This is a genomic window from Streptomyces gobitricini, from assembly GCF_039532985.1.
GTDB lineage: Bacteria > Actinomycetota > Actinomycetes > Streptomycetales > Streptomycetaceae > Streptomyces > Streptomyces gobitricini.
On record NZ_BAAASR010000018.1, the window covers coordinates 182,693 to 200,211 of the forward strand.

Consider the following 17,519-nt stretch of genomic DNA (forward strand, 5'->3'; position numbering starts at 1 on the left):
TCCTGTGGAAGACTTATCCGCCCTTTATGCCCCATGGAACTACTTTCGCCCCTTTTGGTCAACAGCGGGGGATGTCGCCGCTCGTCCACCGGCCGGGACACGCACCCGCCACTTCTCTCCAGGGCTTTCGTTGATCACGGGCAGGGCCTCTGAACGACGAACCACCGACCGAGAGGTACGAGCATGAACCTCCGAGCCACCGCCGTGGCCGCGGCCGCCGGCGTCCTGCTCACCGCGGGAGCCGCGGGAGCCACGACCGCCCGGGCCGCCGGGCACGAAGCCGCTCCCGGTACGGGCACCCGTACCGGGAGCGACAGTGTCGCCATCGTCAAGAACGACCGGCTGACGCCCTCGTCCGTCGTCGGCTACGTATTGGACGCCGACGAGAGCTGAGCCGGGGTCCCTTCGGGAGGCAGCATCCGCACCGGTTCCGTGCCGGCGTCGTTGTGCCGCAGCGCCCAGTTCTCCAGGGCGATGCGGCACGCGTGGTCGAGGTGGCGCACCCCGGACAGGTCGAGCTCGATGGGCCGGTCCTTGGGGAGTCCCTCCAGCTCCTCCAGGATCCTGGGCAGCCGGAGGAACGTCGCATTGCCGGTGATGGCCGCGACCATGCGGCCACCGGTGAGTTCCCGTACCTCGACATGGAGGTGGGACGTCTCCCAGGCGGTCTTGCACACCGCGAGCAGCAGGCCCAGCATCACGCCTTCGAAGAGGTTGGTGACCAGGATGGCCACAGCGGTGACGGCGAGGATGACCGCCTCTCCGCGATGCTCGCGCCACAGCGGGGCCAGGTCCTTGACGGGTACGAGCTTGCACCCGGCGTGCACGAGGACGCCGGCGAGCGCGGCGAGCGGGATGACGCCGATCGCGGCGGGCAGGAGGGCGGCGAACAGCAGCAGCCACAGCCCGTGCAGGATCCGAGAGAGGGAAGTGCGGGCGCCGGCCTGCACGTTGGCCGAGCTGCGGACGATGACGGCCGTCATGGGCAGGGCGCCGAGGGCCCCGCAGATGGTGTTGCCGACGCCCTGGGCCATCAGCTCCTTGTCGTAGTCGGTGCGCGGCCCGTCGTGCATACGGTCCACCGCCGCCGCGCTGAACAGGCTCTCGGCCGAGGCGATCAGGGTGAAGGCGAGGACGGTGCCGATCGCCGCCACCGTGGCGACGTCCCCGAAGTCGCCGAGTCCCGGCGGTTGTATGGCTTCCAGCAGCCCCTGGACCTCGACCTTGGCGACGGGGAGGTCGAACGCCACGGCCGCAGCGGTGGCCAGGGCCACCGCCACCAGCGGACCGGGAATGACGCGGGCGCGGGCGGGGAGCCGTGGCCACAGGACGAGGACGGCCACGGTCCCGGCGCCCACCAGGAAGGCGGTGAGCGCCGTGCCGCCGGAGACGACGGAGCCGGCCAGCCCGGGCAGGCCGGCGAGCTTGCCGAGGCCACCGGACGGCTGCTCGATGTCGGCCATCGCGTACACCTGGCCCAGCACGAGGACCAGGCCGATGCCGGCGAGCATGCCCTGGACCACGGCGATGGAGATGGCCCGGAACCAGCGGCCGAACCCGAGGGCGCCGAGCAGCAGTTGCAGCAGCCCGGATATGAGAACGATGACGCCCAGTGCGCCCAGGCCGAACTCCTGGACCGCTTGGTAGACCAGTACGGTCAGGCCCGCGGCCGGGCCGCTGACCTGAAGGGAGCTTCCCGGCAGGGCCCCCACGACGAGGCCGCCGACGATGCCGGTGACCAGCCCGAGTTCGGCGGGGACGCCGGAGGCGACGGCCACGCCCACACACAGTGGCAGGGCGACGAGGAAGACGACGAGCGACGCGAGTATGTCGCGGCGCAGCACAGTGGGTTCTTTTAACAGGGAGAACATGAGGGTGGGTTCCTAGAGGTGCGGTCCGCCGCCCCGGGGGGCGGCGGACGGACGGAGCGGGACACGAGAGTGCTGCGGCTCCTCAGAGCGGCCCGAACTCTCCGTCCGACTCCGGCCGGTGGGCGCTCACCACGCCCGTGTCGACCTCGTAGTACCAGGCGTGCAGCGACAGTTGCCCGAGGGCGGTGAGCTCGCGCACGGCCGGGTAGCCGCGGAGCGTTTCGAGCTGCGCCACGGCGTGGCGGCGCACCGCCCGGGCGAGGTCCTTGGTGTCCGGTGGCTCCGGTACGGAGTGCTCCAGCCAGCCGCGCACGGCGGGCAGCGCGGACAGGTCGTCACCGCGGACGAGGGCACCGACGGCGCCGCAGTGGGAGTGCCCGCACACGACGATGTCGCGGACGCCGAGGACGCGCAGCGCGTACTCGACGGTGGCGGTCTCGGCGCAGGGCCGGGCCTCGTCGTAGCGGGGAACCACGTTGCCGGCGGTGCGGAGCTCGAACAGCTCGCCCGGTCGGGCTCCGGTGATGAGGGAGGGAATCACCCGGGAGTCGGAGCAGGTGATGAACAGCGCCTGGGGAGCTTGTCCGGCGGCCAGCCGACGGAACTCTTGCGGCTGTTGGGCAACGCGTCTGGAGAACGTACGCGCGTTGTCGATCAGGGTTTTCATGGCGGCCTGCCTCCTGCGCTCCGGCCGTGGGGGCTCGGGACGCGGTGTGGTCGGGTCATTGTCGGTCGTGCGGGTGGGGGGTGCGGCTGACGCATGCCACGGGGTCTCCGCGGCTCCGTCGGAGCACGGCACCGGGGTGCGGTGCCCTAACGATCATGCATGACAGCAGCATCGTCAACTTTGCCAGGACATTACCTTCTGATGAAAGGTCCTTTTAAGTCGGCACGCCGATGAAGATCGGCCGGATCTCATCCCTCGACGTTACCGGCGCGTTTCGGCCGTGTTGCAGGCCGACGATTCGCACGTTTCTACGCACGGTGCACCTTTGAACCATTTCTGGCAGAGCGCCAAGCCCTGGTGAACGCGCGGACCCGGTACGGTCACCACCCCCCGGGAATCGGTTTCACGTCAGCGCTTGAATAACAGACCAAACTGAAAAGCACCGCTGAATGTGCGTCAACAGGACGAGCAGGGCAATGTGTCTGCCGCACCGCACCGAACGAACCCGACTCGAAACGAAAGGTTTTCTGCCATGCGGACACTGGTAAGGCGCGCCGTCATTTGCGGTCTGGCCACGGCGGGGGTCCTCGGGCCCATGACCGCCTCGGGGGCCGCCGCGGAGGCCGCCGCGCCCGAGCCGCGGCTCTACGCACCGTCGGCCCTCGTACTCACGGTCGCCCAGGGGGAGGACGCCGCCACCGCCGCACCGTTGCGGGCAGTGACACTCACCTGCACCCCGACCGCCGGTGGGACACACCCGGCATCACAGAAGGCTTGCGAGGAACTGCGGTCCGTGGAGGGAAAGTTCCACCAGCTGGGCGATGAGGAAAACCGTCCCTGCATCAAGATCTACGACCCGGTCGTCGTCACCGCACAGGGGACCTGGGAAGGCCGACGCGTGAACTTCGAGCACACTTACGCCAATTCCTGCATCATGCAGGTCGAGAGCTCCGGCGTCTTCTCCTTCTAGGCCCGCCTGGCTCACGCGCCAAGAAGCCCGCGCGGCCCTACGAGAGGGCCGTGCGGGCCTTTTCCGCCGCGTTTTCCCGCGTGGAGGATGCGTGCCGGGCGGGCTCAGTCGTATACGGACGGGCGCCCGGAACGACGACGTACAGGAAGAAGCAGGTGCTGCCGGTGGACCACCCCGCCGCCCATGAGGAGCGAGGTGGTCCGTAGGTCAGCGGTCCCTGCCCGTGTCCTCGTCGGGGAGGTCGGCCTCTATCCGCTCCTTGCGCACCCGGCCTTCCACGGTCTCCTCGTCGGCGACTTCCTGGGTGTTGAGGCGCACGCGCTCCACCGGGGTGACCTCGGTCTCCACCACCGGCCGCTCGGCGTGCAGTGTCACCTCGTGCTCGGCCTCGGTGATCTCCGGACCCGACAGAGCGGCGTCACGGTTGGCGTCCGTCACGGGCTCGCGTTCGAGGGTGACCTCCTCGTGCCGCAGCGGGATGGTCTGCTGGACCTCCTCGGTGACGACGTACTTGCGGAGCCGGGCCTTGCCGGTCTGGCGCTGCTCCACTCCGACGTGCATCTCCTCTTCGGAGCGGGTCATCGCGTCGTCACCGGCACGGTCGGCGGCGGTGCCCGCCGCACCGGCCGTTCCGGTCCGCGCATCAGTTCCTGCCCGGCCGTCGCCGGCCCGTTCGCCCTGCTCCAGGGTGCCGTCCCAGCGGACGCCGTAGTAGCGGTAGAGGCGTCGCTCCTCCTCGGCCGAAAGGTGGCCTCCCGCGTCGACGTCGACGTTCGGAGCGTCCTTGACCTTGCCCTTGGGGTACGGGACCTCCAGATGGTCCTCGACGACACTGGCGTCGTGGATGGGCACGAACGATTCGCCGGAGCCGAAGAGACCGGTCTTGACGCTGACCCAGTCGGGCCGGCCCGTCACATCGTCGACGAACACATGCTTGGCCTCACCGATCTTGTCGCCGGTCGAGTCGTACACCGGATGGTCGAGCACGGCCGGGATCTGTGCCTGGGTGATCATTCATCCTCCCGAGGGTTCTCTCGTGTCTGCGGAGTTCTCTGGGCCTCTGGATCTCGCGACCCCTCACCGGGCCGGGTGACCACCGCCCACAGGAGAAAACATCTCCAGTACCCTCAAAACAGGAAAGATTTGGGCATAGCTCAGGCATGGACGACACCGCGCCGACGGTGCCCTGCCCAACGGAGAGCCGTGGACCTCGAGAGCGTCACCGAAGAGCTGTACGGACTGCGCCCCGACCGTTTCACCGCGGCCCGCGACACACGGGCCGCAGAGGCGCGCAAGGCCGGTGACCGGGCGCTCGCCGACGCCGTGCGGTCCTTGCGCAGGCCGACCTTGGCCGCGTGGGTGAGCAATCTGCTCGTACGGGAACGGCCGGAGGAGGCACGGGCGCTGGCCGCTCTCGGGGACGGGCTGCGCCGCGCCCACCACGAGCTGGACGGCGACCGGCTCAGGGAACTCAGCCGGAAGCAGCACACCGTGGTGACGGCCCTCGCGCGCCAGGCGCGACAACTCGCGGCGGATGCCGGGCAGACGGTCGGCGAGGACGTCCAGCACGAGGTCGAGGCGACGTTGCACGCGGTTCTGGCGGATCCGGCCGCGGCCGAGGAATGGGCGTCGGGGCGGTTGGTGAAAGCGCTGAGCGCCCCCGTGGGCTTCGCCGCGGCGCTGACAGACGTGTCACCACCGCGGGGTGACCGGTACGCCGGCGGACGTGAGGAGCGGCCGGACGCGCGGCCGGACGCGCGGCCGGAGCAGGGGCGTCGCACCGGCGGGCGGTCGGCGCGGGAGAAGGAGAAGCGGGAGAAGGAGCAGGAGCAGGAGCAGGAGGAGCAGGAGCAGGAGCAGGAGGAGGAACGGGAGCGGGAGGAACGGGAGCGGGAGGAGTTCCGGCGCGCGGAGGAGGAGGCCCGTCTACGGGAGGAAGAGCGGGACCGGGCCGAGAGGGACAGGGAACGGGCGGAGGACGGCCTGCGGGAAGCCGCCGCACGGGTGGACGCGCTGGCGCGGGAGCTGGAGGAGGCCGAGCGGCTGCGGCGTACGGCGGACGAGGGGGTGCGTGCCGCGCGGCGACGACTCCAGGAGGCCGAGCGGGCGGCGCGTGAGACCCGCCGCCGTGCTCGGGACGCGGCCGCCCGTGCCGGTCGGCGGGGTGCCGGGAAGTGAGGGCGTGACCTTGCGGCCGCCGTGGGGCGGCGCCTTGTGTCGGCCGGCCTCGCGCAGGTGACGTACGCACCGTGGCGCACAGCTCCCGTGGTCGGCCGGTTTCGCCACCGGACCGGCGGCGTCCGGCAGTGCGCCCCGGGACAGTCGGGGGTCGACACCGAGGCGGGTCACTGACGACGTACCGGGATGCCAGGAGGCTGGTTCACGCGCCGGAGGGGCCGACTCCGCTCACCACCGGCGTCAGCACGTCGGGGGACCGTGCGCCCTCTCACCCGGTGCGGGGCAGGTCCGCCGGACCGGAGACGGCACGGGCGCCGCGGCCCGCCAGGGCGGCCTGCGCGCGGGTCAGCGCCCGGCGCAACGGGCGGGAACTACGCAGGGCCGCACGGGCCGCGTTCGCGCCCGGCGCACCGTGGACGCCACCTCCCGGATGGGCGCCGGCGGAGGCGAGGTACAGGCCCTCGACCGGGGTCTCCGGCCGGCCCGTGCCGGGCACGGGGCGGAAGACGAGCTGCTGGTGCATGGCGGTGGTGCCGCTGTTGATAGCGCCCTGGCGCAGGTTGGCGTCCATCGCCTCGAGGGTCCGTGGGGCGAGGATCCGGCGGGCGCGGACAAGGGAGCGGAAACCGGGCGCGAAGCGCTCGACCTGGGCCTCGATCCGGTCGGCGAACGCCTCCTGCTCGCGCGCGTCCCAGGTGCCGGTGATGCCGTCGTCACCCGCGTCGTCCCGGACTCGGTGCGGTACGTGGGTGTACGCCCACGCCGACTCGGTGCCCGCCGGGGAGCGGGACGCGTCGGCGGTCGTCATCTGCCCGAGCAGCAGGAACGGCCGGTCGGGCACCTCCCGCATGGCGAGCTGGGCGGAGAACCGGGTCAGTTCGTCCATGCCCTCGGCGACGTGCACGGTGCCGGCGGTGGCCGCCGCCTCACCGGCCGCCCAGGGGACAGGACCCGACAGCGCCCAGTCGACCTTGAAGGTGGCCCAGTCCCACTGGAACCGCCGCATGTCGTCGAGCAGCCGGGGCGGCAGGTGCTGCGGGGCGACGAGACCCCCGTACAGCGCGGGCACCGCGACGTCGGCGAGGACCGCCCGGCTGACCGGCACCGTCTCCCCCGCGGCTGTCCGGACCGCCACCGCCCGTCCGGAGCGGACGGTCACCTCCACCACCCGCTCGCCGCACCGCACCACACCGCCGCGCCGCTGGAGGCGGCGCACGAGGGCGTCGGTCAGCGCACCGGCCCCGCCGACCGGCACGGGAAAGCCGTGGGCCTGGCCGAGCATGGACATCAGCCAGCCGAAACCCCCGCTGCCGGCCGCCTCCGGGGCGAGATCGGCGTGCAGGGCGTTGCCCGCCAGCAGCAGCCGGCCGCCTTCTCCGCGGAACTCCTCCTCGACCAGCCGCCGCACCGGCAGCACCATCATGCGGGCCAGTCGCAGGCCGCCCGCCGCGCGCACCCGGGCGGCCAGCCGAGCCGTTGAGCGCACCGGTGGGAAGGGGGTGAACAGGGCGTCGACGATGTCGGCGCCGAGCCGGTCCCAGATGTCACAGAGGTGGTCCCAGGCGAGGGCGTCGCCAGGGGCGAACTCCTCCAGTCCGGTCGCCGTCGCCGTCCGGTCGCGCTCCAGCACCGCGCACCGCCCGTCGGGGAGTGGATGGGCCAGCACGCGCGGCGCGTGGCTCCAGCGGAGCCCCTCGTCCTGGAGGCCGAGGCGGGACAGTACGGGGGAGGCCGCCGCCAGCGGATAGAAGGCGCTGAACACGTCGCTGACGTAATCGGGGTGGACTCCCCGGTCGCTGCGGACCGCGCCGCCGGGCTCGTCCTGAGCCTCGAGCACCTCGACCGACCAGCCCGCGTCGGCGAGCAGGTTGGCGGCCACGAGGCCGTTGGGGCCCGCCCCGATGACCACGGCGTCCGGCACGGTGTCGGGCACCGTGTCCGGCACGACGGGGCCCGAGCTCACCCGGCCTCTCCCTCGACCACTTCGGCGAGGCGGCGGAGCATGGCACGGTGACGCAGTTGCAACAGGGCGTCGACGACCGAGTTGTGCATCAGGCCGCCCGGACCTCGCAGCGGGTGCTCGTCGACGACGACGAGGGTCTCGTCGCCCCAGGGGCGTACTTCGATGGCGATCCTGGCCGTCCCCAGGGCTCCGCTCTTGGCCTCCAGCTCCAGGCACCGGGGCGGGTCGTACAGCCGTACGACGGTCTCACCGGCGGCTGTCCGGGGGCCCAGGTGCACGGTGTACTCGAGAGTGGAGCCGGTTTTCGGCCAGTCCCCGTCCTTGAGCCGGGACGACGAGGTACCGACGACCCAGTCGCTGTAGCGCGACGCGTCTTCCAGTACGGCCCACACCGCCTCGGGGGGCCTCTTGATCAACCGGTGTCGTACGGCCATGGACTCCTCCGTTGTCCGCCTGTCGGGGAACGAACGCAGCGCGGGTACCCCTATCCGGCTGCGGCGAACGCGTGCGCCGTGCCGACGACGGACGACGGTCCGGGTGTCCGTGACGCCCGGGTGCCGGTAGCGCCCGGGTGGCGACGGCGTCAGCGGTGTCAGCGGTGTCCGGGTGCGGCCGGTGACAGGGTGTCCCAGAACATCGATTCGTAGGACTGCAGCAGCCGGCCGTAGCGGAGCGCGGTCGGCATGGTGACGTGCCCGCCGTCCAGGCCCTCCTGCGCGGCTGCGACGGCCTGGTCCATGAGCGCGGGCGCCGGCAGGGCGAAGAAGTCGAAGAAGCCGCACGCCTCGTCGGTGAATCCGTACCGCGTGCGCAGCGCCCCGGCGATGGTCGCGCAGTAACCGCCCCACGCGGCGAAATTGGCGTACAGGGCGATGGCGACGTTCGCCGGGTCGCCGTTGAGCGCGAGCCAGGCGACGTAGGCCGGATAGGCCTGGCAACCGGCCATGGGCTCGTACGCCTCGGCCGTCACCTCGTCGAGCCCGCAGCCGTTCAGCAGCGCGCCGAGGCGATCCAGGGCCAAGGCCTCTCCCTCGGCGAGGGTGGTGAACAGGCCCGTGCCGTGGGGACGGGGTGCCGCGCGAGCGGCCAGGTGGAGGAAGGAGCGGCGGTCGGAGGCGACGATGTGGCGCTGCTCCAGAGCCAGGGTGCCGATGGCGATCCGGCCGGCCGTTCCGTCGGCGATGGCGGCCACGAGCCGGTTGGCGTCCTGACGGGGGGCGAGTGCCTGTGCGGTGGCTTCGAGGAGTTCCTGTGCCTGCTGCGTCATCGCGGCGCTCCTTGGGCTCCGTGTCCCTGTGCTGTGTGTCCTGTGCCGTGCTGTGTGTCCTGTGCCGTGCTGTGTGTCCTGTGCCGTGCTGTGTGTCCTGTGCCGTGCTGTGTGTCCTGTGCCGTGCTGTGTGTCCTGTGAAGCAGCGTCGCACGACCGGTGGGGCGGTGCGGCACGAAGCGGCGGCGCGGACGGTGTCCGGCGTGACGGGAGGAGCGGGGACGACGGAGCCCCGACTGGAGGGGGGGAATCCAGCCGGGGCTGTTCGCCGTGGCGCGAAGGGCGGTCGCCTCGCGGCGCAAGGCCGGGGACACGGTCCCCTTCGCCGCCACATCCGAATGAACGGTCAACCATTGCGGCGCGTTCCCGGTGTGGCCCACCTCACGCCGCCGGACCGCTCTCAGGGCATGTGGGCCGTGCCTGCCGGATTCCGCCTCGGCGGCCCCGCTTCTTCGGCTCGCCGCCCGCCACTCGCCGACGTACCCGGGCAGCGCGCCGGGCGACGGGAGGGAGCCGTCCTTCTCCCCTCCGTCGAGCGTCCGCTGCCGCCAGGACGGCGCCCGTCGGTGTCGCAGCGGGTAGCTTCTCCTCCCCCGGCGTCGTACACATGTTTCCGATGAGATCTTCAGGGAAATCGCGAGTTTATGGTGCAAATCGGATACACGATGATGACCGAGCAGGCGGGGCCCCGTGCCCTCGTGGATCATGTGGTCCAGGCCGAGGAAGCCGGTTTCGACTTCTCGGTGACGTCCGACCACTACTTCCCCTGGCTGCGTTCGCAGGGGCACGCGCCCCACGCCTGGACGGTGCTCGGCGCCGCCGCGCAGGCGACCTCACGCATCCCGCTGATGACGTACGTGACGTGCCCGACCTTCCGTTATCACCCGGCCGTCGTCGCCCAGAAGGCCGCGACGCTCCAGTTGTTGTCCGAGGGACGGTTCCGGCTCGGACTGGGGTCCGGAGAGAACCTGAACGAGCACGTGGTCGGGGGAGGCTGGCCCTCCGTCGACGTACGGCACGAAATGCTCGAGGAGGCCATCGGCATCATCCGGGCGCTCTTCGAGGGCGGGCACGTCAACCATCGCGGCACCCACTTCGACGTGGAGTCGGCCAAGCTGTGGGACCTGCCCGACGAGCCGCCGCCCATCGGTCTCGCCGTCTCCGGCGAGCGGTCCTGCGAGCTGGCGGGGCGCCTCGGCGACCTCGTTATCGCGACGGAGCCCAAGGGTGACCTGCTCGACGCCTTCGACCGGCACGGCGGCGAAGGCAAGGCCCGGGTGGGCCAGCTGCCGGTCTGCTACGACCCGGACAAGGAGGCCGCCGTACGCCGTGCGCATGACCAGTTCCGGTGGTTCGGCAGCGGCTGGAAGGTCAATTCCGAGCTGCCGCATCCCGACTCGTTCGACGCGGCGACGCAGTTCGTGAGGCCCGAGGACGTCGCCGACGCCATCGCCTGCGGCGACGACCCGGACGACTTCGTGGCGGCGGTGAAGCCGTACGCCGACGCGGGCTTCACCGAGATCGCCCTCGTCCAGATCGGCGGCGACTCGCAACCGGCCTTCCTGGACTGGTCGGCCAAGACGCTGCTGCCCGCGCTACGAGAAGCGCTGGGCTGACGCGGGCATGAGTACGTCCGACACGAACGCCTCCGACATGAACGGGTCCGCCAAGAACACGGCAGGACGGCGGCGCGGTGCGGCCGGCGGCACCGCGCTGGCCGTCATCGACATGATCAACACATATGACCACCAGGACGCCGAGCTCCTCCTGCCCTCGGTGCGTGAGGCGCTGCCCGTCATGGTGGACCTCGTCACCCGGGCCAGGGAGCACGGTGTCGCCGTGATCTACGTCAACGACAATTTCGGCGAGTGGCGCTCGCACCACGGCGAAATCCTGCGCACGGCGCTGGACGGCCCCCACGCGGAACTGGTGGAACCCGTCCGGCCGGACGACTCGTCACTGTTCGTCGTGAAGGCACGGCACTCGATCTTCTACGAGACGCCGCTGGCGTACCTGCTGACGCAGCTCGACGTCGACCACCTCGTCCTGTGCGGCCAGGTGACCGAACAGTGCGTGCTGTACTCGGCGCTCGACGCGCACATCCGGCACATCCGGGTGACGGTGCCCACGGACGCGGTGGCCCACATCCACGAGTCGCTGGCGGAGGCCGCCCTGGAGATGATGCGGCGCAATATGAGCGCCCGGACGGTGGAGGCCAAAGAGATCGACTTCGCCTCCACCGCCGGACGCGGGACGTGATCTCGCGGCCTGGGACAGCTCATGCGGAACCACGCTCATGAGGTGACCACGAGACCCGCGGGTCTCGTGGTCACCTCATGGCTTCTCGCCTCAATGGCTTCTCGCGGTCAGCTTCCCGTGGTCAGTCGTGGTCAGTGTGTTCGTGGTCAGTGTGTGACGTAGCGGGACCCGAGCAGCAGGCGCGCCTCCTTCTCGTGCTCGCCGGACACCGATGTGGCGGACCGCACCTCGAACAGCCCACCGAGCGCCTTCTCCACCTCCGCCACCGCCTGCTGGTCACCCGTCAGCAGGACAGTGACCAGCGCGCCGAGCTGCGGCGGTCCGGGTTGCTCCTCCCGGCGTGCGGAGCTGTCGAAAGTGGCCATCCATACAGTGGGCTCGCGGTCGTGAGCCTGCTCGGGCCCCGGCGTAGGCATGTCGCAGCCTGTGAAGACGCGGTCGAGCGTCTCCAGGACTGCCCGAGCGTCCTCGCGGCCGCAGTCGCTGAGCTGCACGGTGACGTCGCAGTCCGCGGGGTGGTTCCTTGTTCCGTTGCTCTCCACGTCGCTCCACTCCTTGGGTCCGGTCGACTGCCGGTACAGGCACGAATACCTCGCTGCGGGCCCGTCAATCAGGATCTTCCGCGGCGCGTTTGCGGAGGTGGGTGCCTGGTACGAGGGTGAGGAGATGCAAGGGGGGCCGCAAGGGGGACGTCAGGAGGAACGAATGCCGGCAGGATCCAGCCCGAAGCGTGAACGTCAGTACGAGCACATCAAGGAGAGCTCAAAGAAGCGCGGCACGAGCGAGAAGCGGGCCGAGGAGATCGCGGCCCGTACGGTGAACAAGGAGCGGGCGCGCTCCGGGGAGGCCAAGACCGCGAGCAAGACCTCCAAGCAGGACATGTCCTCCTCGAAGCGGGGCGGCCAGCGATCCGGCAGCAGCGGGCCCAAGGGCCCGACGTACGACCAGCTCTACGAAGAGGCGAAGCGCAAGGGCGTCCACGGCCGGTCGTCCATGAACAAGTCGGAGCTCCAGCGCGAACTCGGGAAGTGACACGTCCGGCGCGCCATCAGCCACCCCAGGCTCCGCCCAGCGGGCTACGGTGCAGGTGCGCCAGCAGGTCGGCGGGGTCGTCGTAGAGTTCGGCGGCCCCCGCCTCCGTCAGGTCCGCCCCCGGAAGGCCTCCACACAGCAGGCCCACACAGGTGACGCCCGCGCGGGTGCCGGCCTTCATGTCCCAGACCGTGTCGCCCACGAAGACGGAACGTTCCGCCGTCGCCCCCGCCAGCCCCAGCGCGTGCCGCACCGGCTCGGGCGCGGGTTTGCCCTCCTCGACGTCGTCCGCGCTCGCGGTGGCGGTGATGGCGTCGTCCGCGTCGATGGCGCGGCGCAGCGCGGAGAGTTCACCTCCGCCGGCGGACGTGGCCAGGACGACCGTCCACCCGTCGGCGGCGAGGGCCTTCAGCAGGCGGCCCGCGTCCCGGAAGGCGGGCAGCCGGTCGAAGTACGTTCCGTAGAGGGTCTTGTGGGCGGCGCTGATCGCGTCGTCCTGGTCCTTGTCCCGGCCCTCACCCAGCAGACGCGCGATCAGGTCGTGCGATCCGAGGCCGACGGCCCGGTGGACGGCGTGCATGGGCACATCGTGCCCGGCCTGCCGGAAGGCCTCCCACCATGTGGTCACATGCAGGTGGTTGGTGTCGACAAGGGTGCCGTCGACGTCGAATACCGCCGCTCGTGTCATGACCGCTCCGTTCTGATTTCGCTACTCACTCTGACACCAGTCTCACCCTGGACTTGAGGTTTACCCCTCGCTTCCGGTGGGGATTTCGGGCTGCCCCTCCCCCGTCGCGCGATACGGCCATCTGGTGGGCCGTCAGCCGGTCGCGCGGTCGCCGAAGCTCATGGGCCCGGCCGCCAAGACGGTCCGAAGCCCGGCCACCCGGCGCCCGGGGGGCGTCCGGGAGGTTCGTACGAGCATGGGCACTGCGCACACACCCGGTCGCGTTCAGCGTGATCGACACCCGTCGATTCCTTCGGCTGCCGTACGGGGCGGCCCCGGTGCTTGATCCGGCCGTTCGGGGTTAGAAGGCCAGTGCGAGGCGGACCGGGAGGACAGCATGCCTGAGCACGGAGACCGGGGTAGGGCCGGAAACGGCGGCGGAACGGTGGGAGAGTCCCCGCGGGGACGGAACGAGACACCTGACGAGCGCGCCGACCGGCGCTGGGCCGAGCTGATACAGGAGATCCGTGTCGCCCAGACAGGCGTGCAGATCCTCTTCGGCTTCCTGCTCACGGTGGTCTTCACGCAGAAGTTCGTCGAGTTGTCGAGCACCGACAAGACCATCTACATCACCACGGTGGTGCTGGGCGCCTCGGCGACCGGGGCCCTGATCGGGCCCGTGTCCTTCCACCGCATCGTCTCGGGACGGCAGATCAAGGACAGGGCCGTCGTATGGGCGTCGCGGCTGACGTTCACAGGCCTCGTGCTGCTGCTGGCGACGCTGATATCGGCACTGTTCCTGGTACTGCGGGTCGCCACGCACGACGACTTCGTTCCGTGGCTGGTCGCGGGCGTGGTGGCGTGGTACTTGACGTGCTGGTTCGTGCTGCCGCTGTGGGCCCGGTACCGGTACACGACGTCGAAGGGCTGAGCGGCTCCCGGCCGCCGGCGCGGACGGCTGCGACGACGAGGGGCCACCATGGGCCGGCCCGTGTGGTGGGCGCGGGCCTCAGACATCCCCGGAGGGCGGAGGCCCGCCGCGCGTCAGGACCTGGTCGATGGTGTCGGCCTCGGCCGCCGGCTTGTCGGGACGGTGACGGAGCACCCGGGCGAACCGGAGCGCCACTCCCGCCGGGTAGCGCGAGGAGCGCTGCAGACCGTCGTAGGCGATCTCGACGACGAGCTCGGGCCGGACGCGGACGGTGAAGCCGTCGTCCTCGACCGCCAGTTCCCGCAGCCGTTCCGTCTGCCACCGGAGCATTACATCGGTCAGGCCCTTGAACGTCTTGCCGAGCATCACGAACGTACCGTCGGTGGTGCGGGCACCCAGGTGCAGGTTGGAGAGCAGGCCGGTGCGGCGGCCGTGGCCCCACTCGGCGGCCAGGACGACCAGGTCGAGGGTGTGCACGGGCTTGACCTTCAGCCACGAGCGGCCGCGGCGGCCTGCGCTGTAGGGGGCGTCGACGGCCTTCACCATCACGCCCTCGTGGCCCCGCCGGAGGGTGTCGGCGAAGAACGCCTCGGCCGCTGCGGTCTGCTCCGGGTCCCCTGGGTCCTCGACGACACTGCGCCGCACCCGCATGGGTTCCGGCACCAGCCGTGCCAGGACCTTGTGCCGCTCGTGGCCGGGCAGGTCGACGAGGACGGCCCCGTCGGCTGCCAGGACGTCGAAGAAGACCGGCGATACGGGCAGGGCGGCAGCGGCGGTCGCCACGTCGACCCGCGAGCCGACCCGGGAGGCGATGTCCTGGAACGGTACGGGCCGGCCGGTGGCGTCCAGGGCGATCACCTCGCCGTCCATGATGAACCGGTCCCCCGGCAGCTCACGCGCGGCGGCCGTGACGTCCGGAAGCCGGTCGGTGATGTCGTCGAGCGACCGGGTGTAGAGGCGGACGTCGTCGCCGGCGCGATGCACCTGGACGCGGATACCGTCGAGCTTCTCCTCGACGACGCAGGGTCCGAGCGCGGCGATGGCCTCGGTCACGCTCTTGGCGGTGTGGGCCAGCATCGGGTGGACGGGGCTGCCCACCCGTAGCCGGAACCGCTCCAGCACGGCCGGCCCCTCGGCGAGCAACGCCTGGGCCACGCGGGGCAAGGACCCCTCGAGCATCACCGCTCGCCGGACATCGGCGGCGGGTGCCGCTGCCGCCCTGGCGACACCTTCGAGGGCGATGGCGTCCAGCGCCCCCTGCCGGACCTCACCGGTCAGGAGCCGCACCAGAAACCGCTGCTCGGCCGCGGTGGCGGCGCCCATGAGCTCCCGTACCAACCGCTGCCGCTCCGCCTGGGCCCCGGCACCGGCGATCCGCGCAAGCGCGGTGAGGGCCGCGTCGGTATCGGCGACGGTGAGCGTAGCCGCGTCGGCGGGTGGGACGGCCGCCTTGAGGGTGCTCCAGCCGACGCCGATCCGTCCCTGGGGCAGCCGTCCCGCGAGGTAGGCGATGACCAGGGGGGTCTCTTGAGGCGAGGTCGCGGAGAACAGGTCGGCCAGTGCGGCGATCTTGGCGGAGCGAGCAGAGGTGGCGGCGACCTGGTCGGAGACCTCCGCGAGTCGGGCCAGCAGCATAGGGCCATGGTGCCCGCCCCGAGCCTCCCGCGCACGTGGGCGGGCCGCCCGAGGCCCGGAACGGCGCCGCCTCACCTGGGCCCCCGGGGCGGCGGGGGCTTGCAGTCACCGTGGGCCCAGGGACTCGGACCGGCTCGCCCGGGCGGCGTTGCGTACCGTGTCTCCGGTGGTGGCGGCCGGCGCCGCCATGCCCCGGCGCACCGACGGCTCGGCGGCCGGGTCTCCGGCGCGCTCCCCGTCGGTGAAGCACCGGGCGCGAACCCGTCCGGGGCCCGTCCGGGACGGTCTGGAACGGTCTGGATCGGGGGTGCGTTCCGCGCTACCGCGACGGACGACCACGCTGAGTCCGGTGGCTCGGCCGGTCCGGCCGGTGCGGTCGGTCGGGTCGGTCGGGTCGGTCCGGTCGGGCAGGGCGGCCAGGTCCCAGCGCCCGGCGGTCCGGTCGGTCCGCTTGCTGCGGCTGCTCCGGCTGGTCTGGTTGGCTCGGTCGGTTCGGTCACTACGTCGAGGGGCACCGCCTCTGCCGGCCCGCCACCCGGTCACCCCTTCAAGACCTGGGGGCCGATGGCCCCGGCGTGGCGAGGCGGCCGGACGGACCGGCGCCCGCCCAGCCGGTGCATCACATGGCCGTTGCCCATAGGGGCGAGCGGTACGAGCGGGAGCCGGGCCGCCGAAGAAGGCACTGCAGCAGCCGGCCTGTCCCACGTTCAGTGAGGACCCTCGGGACCTGACGGTGCGTCGTGGCTCGATGTCGCGTAGGAGCAGTTCGGCGGCGGCTGTGTGTCGACCGGAGTCTCCGCCGGGTCCTGTCCCCGTGCCGCAAGAAGGGGCACACGGCCCCGGTGGTCACCGGGAAGCCGTCCCGGTTCCCGCGCCCGCCGCCGCAAGGTCTCCCCCTGTTCAGACAACTCCCCTACGCTTCGCTCGACTTGAAGGACGTCGACCTGGTGCAGGGAGTTCATGATGAAGGTGTCGCGTACGGCGATGACAGCCGCCTCCGCCGTGTTGGCCGGTGCTCTTTCGCTCGGGGTCGCCCCGGGCCAGGCCCGCTCCGCGTCCGGTTCGACCGTCGATCCGGGGCAGGCGGCCTACTCCGACTCCACCGGAGTGGGCGTCCACAACGCTTACGAGAAGGGGAAGTACTCCTATTTCGCGGACGCGCTGGACTCCGGCGCGAGCATGCTGGAGATAGACGTGTGGACGAACGCGCTCGGCAGATCCTGGCGTGTTTCCCACAGCAACCCCCTCGGTAACGACAACAACTGCGAAAACGCCGCGCACGCCGGTGAATTGCGCACCAAGTCGAGGAACCAGGACCTCGGCGGGTGCCTCTCGGACATCCGGGCCTGGCACGACGCCCATCCGGGGCACCGGCCCATCCTGCTGAAGATCGAATTGAAGGACGGTTTCCAGGCCAGGAGCGGCCGGGGCCCGGCTGCACTGGACGCGCTGCTGACGGCCCGGCTGGGCGACGCGCTGTTCCGGCCGGCCGATCTGGCCGGAAAACACCCGGATCTCGACACCGCCGCACGGATCGACGGATGGCCCACACGCTCGGCGATGGCAGGGAAGTTCGTGGTCGAGCTCATCCCCGGAACCGTCGAGGAGGACAACCCGCTCGACACCCTGTGGACCGACCGCGAGTACGCCACACACCTGCGGAACCTGGCCGCGGCAGGACGGCTGCGGGAAGCGGCCGCGTTCCCCGCCGTGCACCGCGCGGCCACCGGCGACCCCCGCACCCGGTACGCGGACACCGGCATACGCCCCTGGTTCGTCGTCTTCGACGGTGACGCCTCGGCCTATGCGGGCGGGGCCATCGACACCGGCTGGTACGACAGCCGCCACTACCTGGTGGTGATGACGGACGCGCACAACGTGGCTCCCGCCATCGACGGCACCCGCCCGACCGAGGCGCAGGCACGGGAGCGGGTCGCCCTCCTCGCCGGGCGGCACGCCAGCGTGGTGTCGGCCGACTGGTACCCGCTTCCCGCCGTGCTGGCGACCGTCCTGCCGCGCGGTTGACGAACGGCGCCCTCCCGCCGGCCCCGTGGGACAAGGCCCGGCCCCAGCGCTCTG

The 17,519-nt window shown here is 71.4% G+C and carries 17 protein-coding genes; 8 read left to right on the plus strand and 9 right to left on the minus strand.

Features of this window, described 5'->3' with window-relative positions:
• The first annotated feature begins 183 nt into the window (after window positions 1-183).
• Entirely contained in the window at window positions 184-393 is a 210-nt protein-coding gene (locus tag ABD347_RS16255; protein ID WP_344361656.1) for a hypothetical protein, read from the plus strand.
• Here ABD347_RS16255 and ABD347_RS16260 read toward each other — a convergent pair.
• Both ABD347_RS16260 and ABD347_RS16265 read right to left on the minus strand, forming a co-directional pair.
• Window positions 366-1,871, minus strand: coding sequence for a SulP family inorganic anion transporter (locus ABD347_RS16260; RefSeq protein WP_344361659.1), 1,506 nt, complete (start codon window positions 1,869-1,871; stop codon window positions 366-368). The genes ABD347_RS16255 and ABD347_RS16260 overlap by 28 nt on opposite strands.
• A gap of 82 nt (window positions 1,872-1,953) precedes the next feature.
• On the minus strand, window positions 1,954-2,538 hold the full coding sequence (locus ABD347_RS16265; RefSeq protein ID WP_344361660.1) for a carbonic anhydrase: 585 nt from the start codon (window positions 2,536-2,538) through the stop codon (window positions 1,954-1,956).
• Window positions 2,539-3,070: 532 nt separating this feature from the next.
• On the opposite strand from ABD347_RS16265, the gene ABD347_RS16270 reads away from it, so the two are divergent.
• A complete protein-coding gene (locus ABD347_RS16270) occupies window positions 3,071-3,508 on the plus strand; it encodes a subtilase-type protease inhibitor (RefSeq protein WP_344361663.1) in 438 nt (145 codons plus the stop codon).
• A gap of 207 nt (window positions 3,509-3,715) precedes the next feature.
• Here ABD347_RS16270 and ABD347_RS16275 read toward each other — a convergent pair whose 3' ends face one another.
• Window positions 3,716-4,522, minus strand: a complete 807-nt coding sequence (locus tag ABD347_RS16275; RefSeq protein ID WP_344361666.1) for a DUF2382 domain-containing protein — start codon at window positions 4,520-4,522, stop codon at window positions 3,716-3,718.
• A gap of 189 nt (window positions 4,523-4,711) precedes the next feature.
• Between ABD347_RS16275 and ABD347_RS16280 the strand changes: the two genes are divergently transcribed.
• Window positions 4,712-5,686: a hypothetical protein gene (locus tag ABD347_RS16280; protein WP_344361667.1), complete on the plus strand. Its 975-nt coding sequence runs from the start codon at window positions 4,712-4,714 to the stop codon at window positions 5,684-5,686.
• Between the two features lie 268 nt (window positions 5,687-5,954).
• Here ABD347_RS16280 and ABD347_RS16285 read toward each other — a convergent pair whose 3' ends face one another.
• The 3 genes from ABD347_RS16285 to ABD347_RS16295 all read right to left on the minus strand — a co-directional run bounded on the left by ABD347_RS16285 (window position 5,955) and on the right by ABD347_RS16295 (window position 8,916).
• Window positions 5,955-7,607 (minus strand): phytoene desaturase family protein, encoded by a 1,653-nt coding sequence (locus ABD347_RS16285; protein ID WP_344362369.1) that lies wholly within the window; start codon window positions 7,605-7,607, stop codon window positions 5,955-5,957.
• Window positions 7,608-7,645: 38 nt separating this feature from the next.
• A complete protein-coding gene (locus ABD347_RS16290; RefSeq protein ID WP_344361670.1) occupies window positions 7,646-8,083 on the minus strand; it encodes an SRPBCC family protein in 438 nt (145 codons plus the stop codon).
• A gap of 158 nt (window positions 8,084-8,241) precedes the next feature.
• Window positions 8,242-8,916, minus strand: coding sequence for a TenA family protein (locus ABD347_RS16295; RefSeq protein WP_344361673.1), 675 nt, complete (start codon window positions 8,914-8,916; stop codon window positions 8,242-8,244).
• A 644-nt stretch (window positions 8,917-9,560) separates the two neighbouring features.
• Between ABD347_RS16295 and ABD347_RS16300 the strand changes: the two genes are divergently transcribed.
• A complete protein-coding gene (locus ABD347_RS16300) occupies window positions 9,561-10,532 on the plus strand; it encodes an LLM class F420-dependent oxidoreductase (RefSeq protein WP_344361676.1) in 972 nt (323 codons plus the stop codon).
• A 37-nt stretch (window positions 10,533-10,569) separates the two neighbouring features.
• A complete protein-coding gene (locus ABD347_RS16305; protein WP_344362370.1) occupies window positions 10,570-11,175 on the plus strand; it encodes a cysteine hydrolase family protein in 606 nt (201 codons plus the stop codon).
• 146 nt (window positions 11,176-11,321) lie between these two features.
• Here the strand turns inward: ABD347_RS16305 and ABD347_RS16310 are convergent, their stop codons facing one another.
• Complete coding sequence (locus tag ABD347_RS16310) at window positions 11,322-11,717, minus strand: hypothetical protein (protein WP_344361679.1); 396 nt, start codon at window positions 11,715-11,717, stop codon at window positions 11,322-11,324.
• Window positions 11,718-11,880: 163 nt separating this feature from the next.
• On the opposite strand from ABD347_RS16310, the gene ABD347_RS16315 reads away from it, so the two are divergent.
• Window positions 11,881-12,207 carry a plasmid stabilization protein gene (locus tag ABD347_RS16315; RefSeq protein WP_344361681.1) on the plus strand — a complete coding sequence of 109 codons (327 nt, stop codon included), beginning with the start codon at window positions 11,881-11,883 and terminating at the stop codon, window positions 12,205-12,207.
• A 16-nt stretch (window positions 12,208-12,223) separates the two neighbouring features.
• On the opposite strand, the gene ABD347_RS16320 is transcribed toward ABD347_RS16315, so the two are convergent.
• Window positions 12,224-12,895 (minus strand): HAD family hydrolase, encoded by a 672-nt coding sequence (locus ABD347_RS16320; protein ID WP_344361684.1) that lies wholly within the window; start codon window positions 12,893-12,895, stop codon window positions 12,224-12,226.
• 376 nt (window positions 12,896-13,271) lie between these two features.
• Here ABD347_RS16320 and ABD347_RS16325 point away from each other — a divergent pair, with 376 nt between their 5' ends.
• Window positions 13,272-13,805, plus strand: a complete 534-nt coding sequence (locus tag ABD347_RS16325) for a DUF6328 family protein (protein ID WP_344361687.1) — start codon at window positions 13,272-13,274, stop codon at window positions 13,803-13,805.
• Window positions 13,806-13,883: 78 nt separating this feature from the next.
• Here the strand turns inward: ABD347_RS16325 and ABD347_RS16330 are convergent, their stop codons facing one another.
• Window positions 13,884-15,440, minus strand: a complete 1,557-nt coding sequence (locus ABD347_RS16330) for an ATP-dependent DNA ligase (protein ID WP_344361690.1) — start codon at window positions 15,438-15,440, stop codon at window positions 13,884-13,886.
• 984 nt (window positions 15,441-16,424) lie between these two features.
• On the opposite strand from ABD347_RS16330, the gene ABD347_RS16335 reads away from it, so the two are divergent.
• Window positions 16,425-17,465 carry a phosphatidylinositol-specific phospholipase C domain-containing protein gene (locus ABD347_RS16335; protein ID WP_425575667.1) on the plus strand — a complete coding sequence of 347 codons (1,041 nt, stop codon included), beginning with the start codon at window positions 16,425-16,427 and terminating at the stop codon, window positions 17,463-17,465.
• The last annotated feature ends 54 nt before the right edge of the window (window positions 17,466-17,519 follow it).

Bases quoted from the DNA above. Each gene is read 5' to 3' on its own strand.
- ABD347_RS16275 (WP_344361666.1), bottom strand. From the start codon at position 4,522: ATGATCACCCAGGCACAGATCCCGGCCGTGCTCGACCATCCGGTGTAC.
- ABD347_RS16260 (WP_344361659.1), bottom strand. From the start codon at position 1,871: ATGTTCTCCCTGTTAAAAGAACCCACTGTGCTGCGCCGCGACATACTC.
- ABD347_RS16255 (WP_344361656.1), top strand. From the start codon at position 184: ATGAACCTCCGAGCCACCGCCGTGGCCGCGGCCGCCGGCGTCCTGCTC.
- ABD347_RS16330 (WP_344361690.1), bottom strand. From the start codon at position 15,440: ATGCTGCTGGCCCGACTCGCGGAGGTCTCCGACCAGGTCGCCGCCACC.
- ABD347_RS16315 (WP_344361681.1), top strand. From the start codon at position 11,881: ATGCCGGCAGGATCCAGCCCGAAGCGTGAACGTCAGTACGAGCACATC.
- ABD347_RS16270 (WP_344361663.1), top strand. From the start codon at position 3,071: ATGCGGACACTGGTAAGGCGCGCCGTCATTTGCGGTCTGGCCACGGCG.
- ABD347_RS16300 (WP_344361676.1), top strand. From the start codon at position 9,561: ATGGTGCAAATCGGATACACGATGATGACCGAGCAGGCGGGGCCCCGT.
- ABD347_RS16305 (WP_344362370.1), top strand. From the start codon at position 10,570: ATGAACGGGTCCGCCAAGAACACGGCAGGACGGCGGCGCGGTGCGGCC.
- ABD347_RS16320 (WP_344361684.1), bottom strand. From the start codon at position 12,895: ATGACACGAGCGGCGGTATTCGACGTCGACGGCACCCTTGTCGACACC.
- ABD347_RS16325 (WP_344361687.1), top strand. From the start codon at position 13,272: ATGCCTGAGCACGGAGACCGGGGTAGGGCCGGAAACGGCGGCGGAACG.
- ABD347_RS16265 (WP_344361660.1), bottom strand. From the start codon at position 2,538: ATGAAAACCCTGATCGACAACGCGCGTACGTTCTCCAGACGCGTTGCC.
- ABD347_RS16290 (WP_344361670.1), bottom strand. From the start codon at position 8,083: ATGGCCGTACGACACCGGTTGATCAAGAGGCCCCCCGAGGCGGTGTGG.
- ABD347_RS16295 (WP_344361673.1), bottom strand. From the start codon at position 8,916: ATGACGCAGCAGGCACAGGAACTCCTCGAAGCCACCGCACAGGCACTC.
- ABD347_RS16335 (WP_425575667.1), top strand. From the start codon at position 16,425: ATGACAGCCGCCTCCGCCGTGTTGGCCGGTGCTCTTTCGCTCGGGGTC.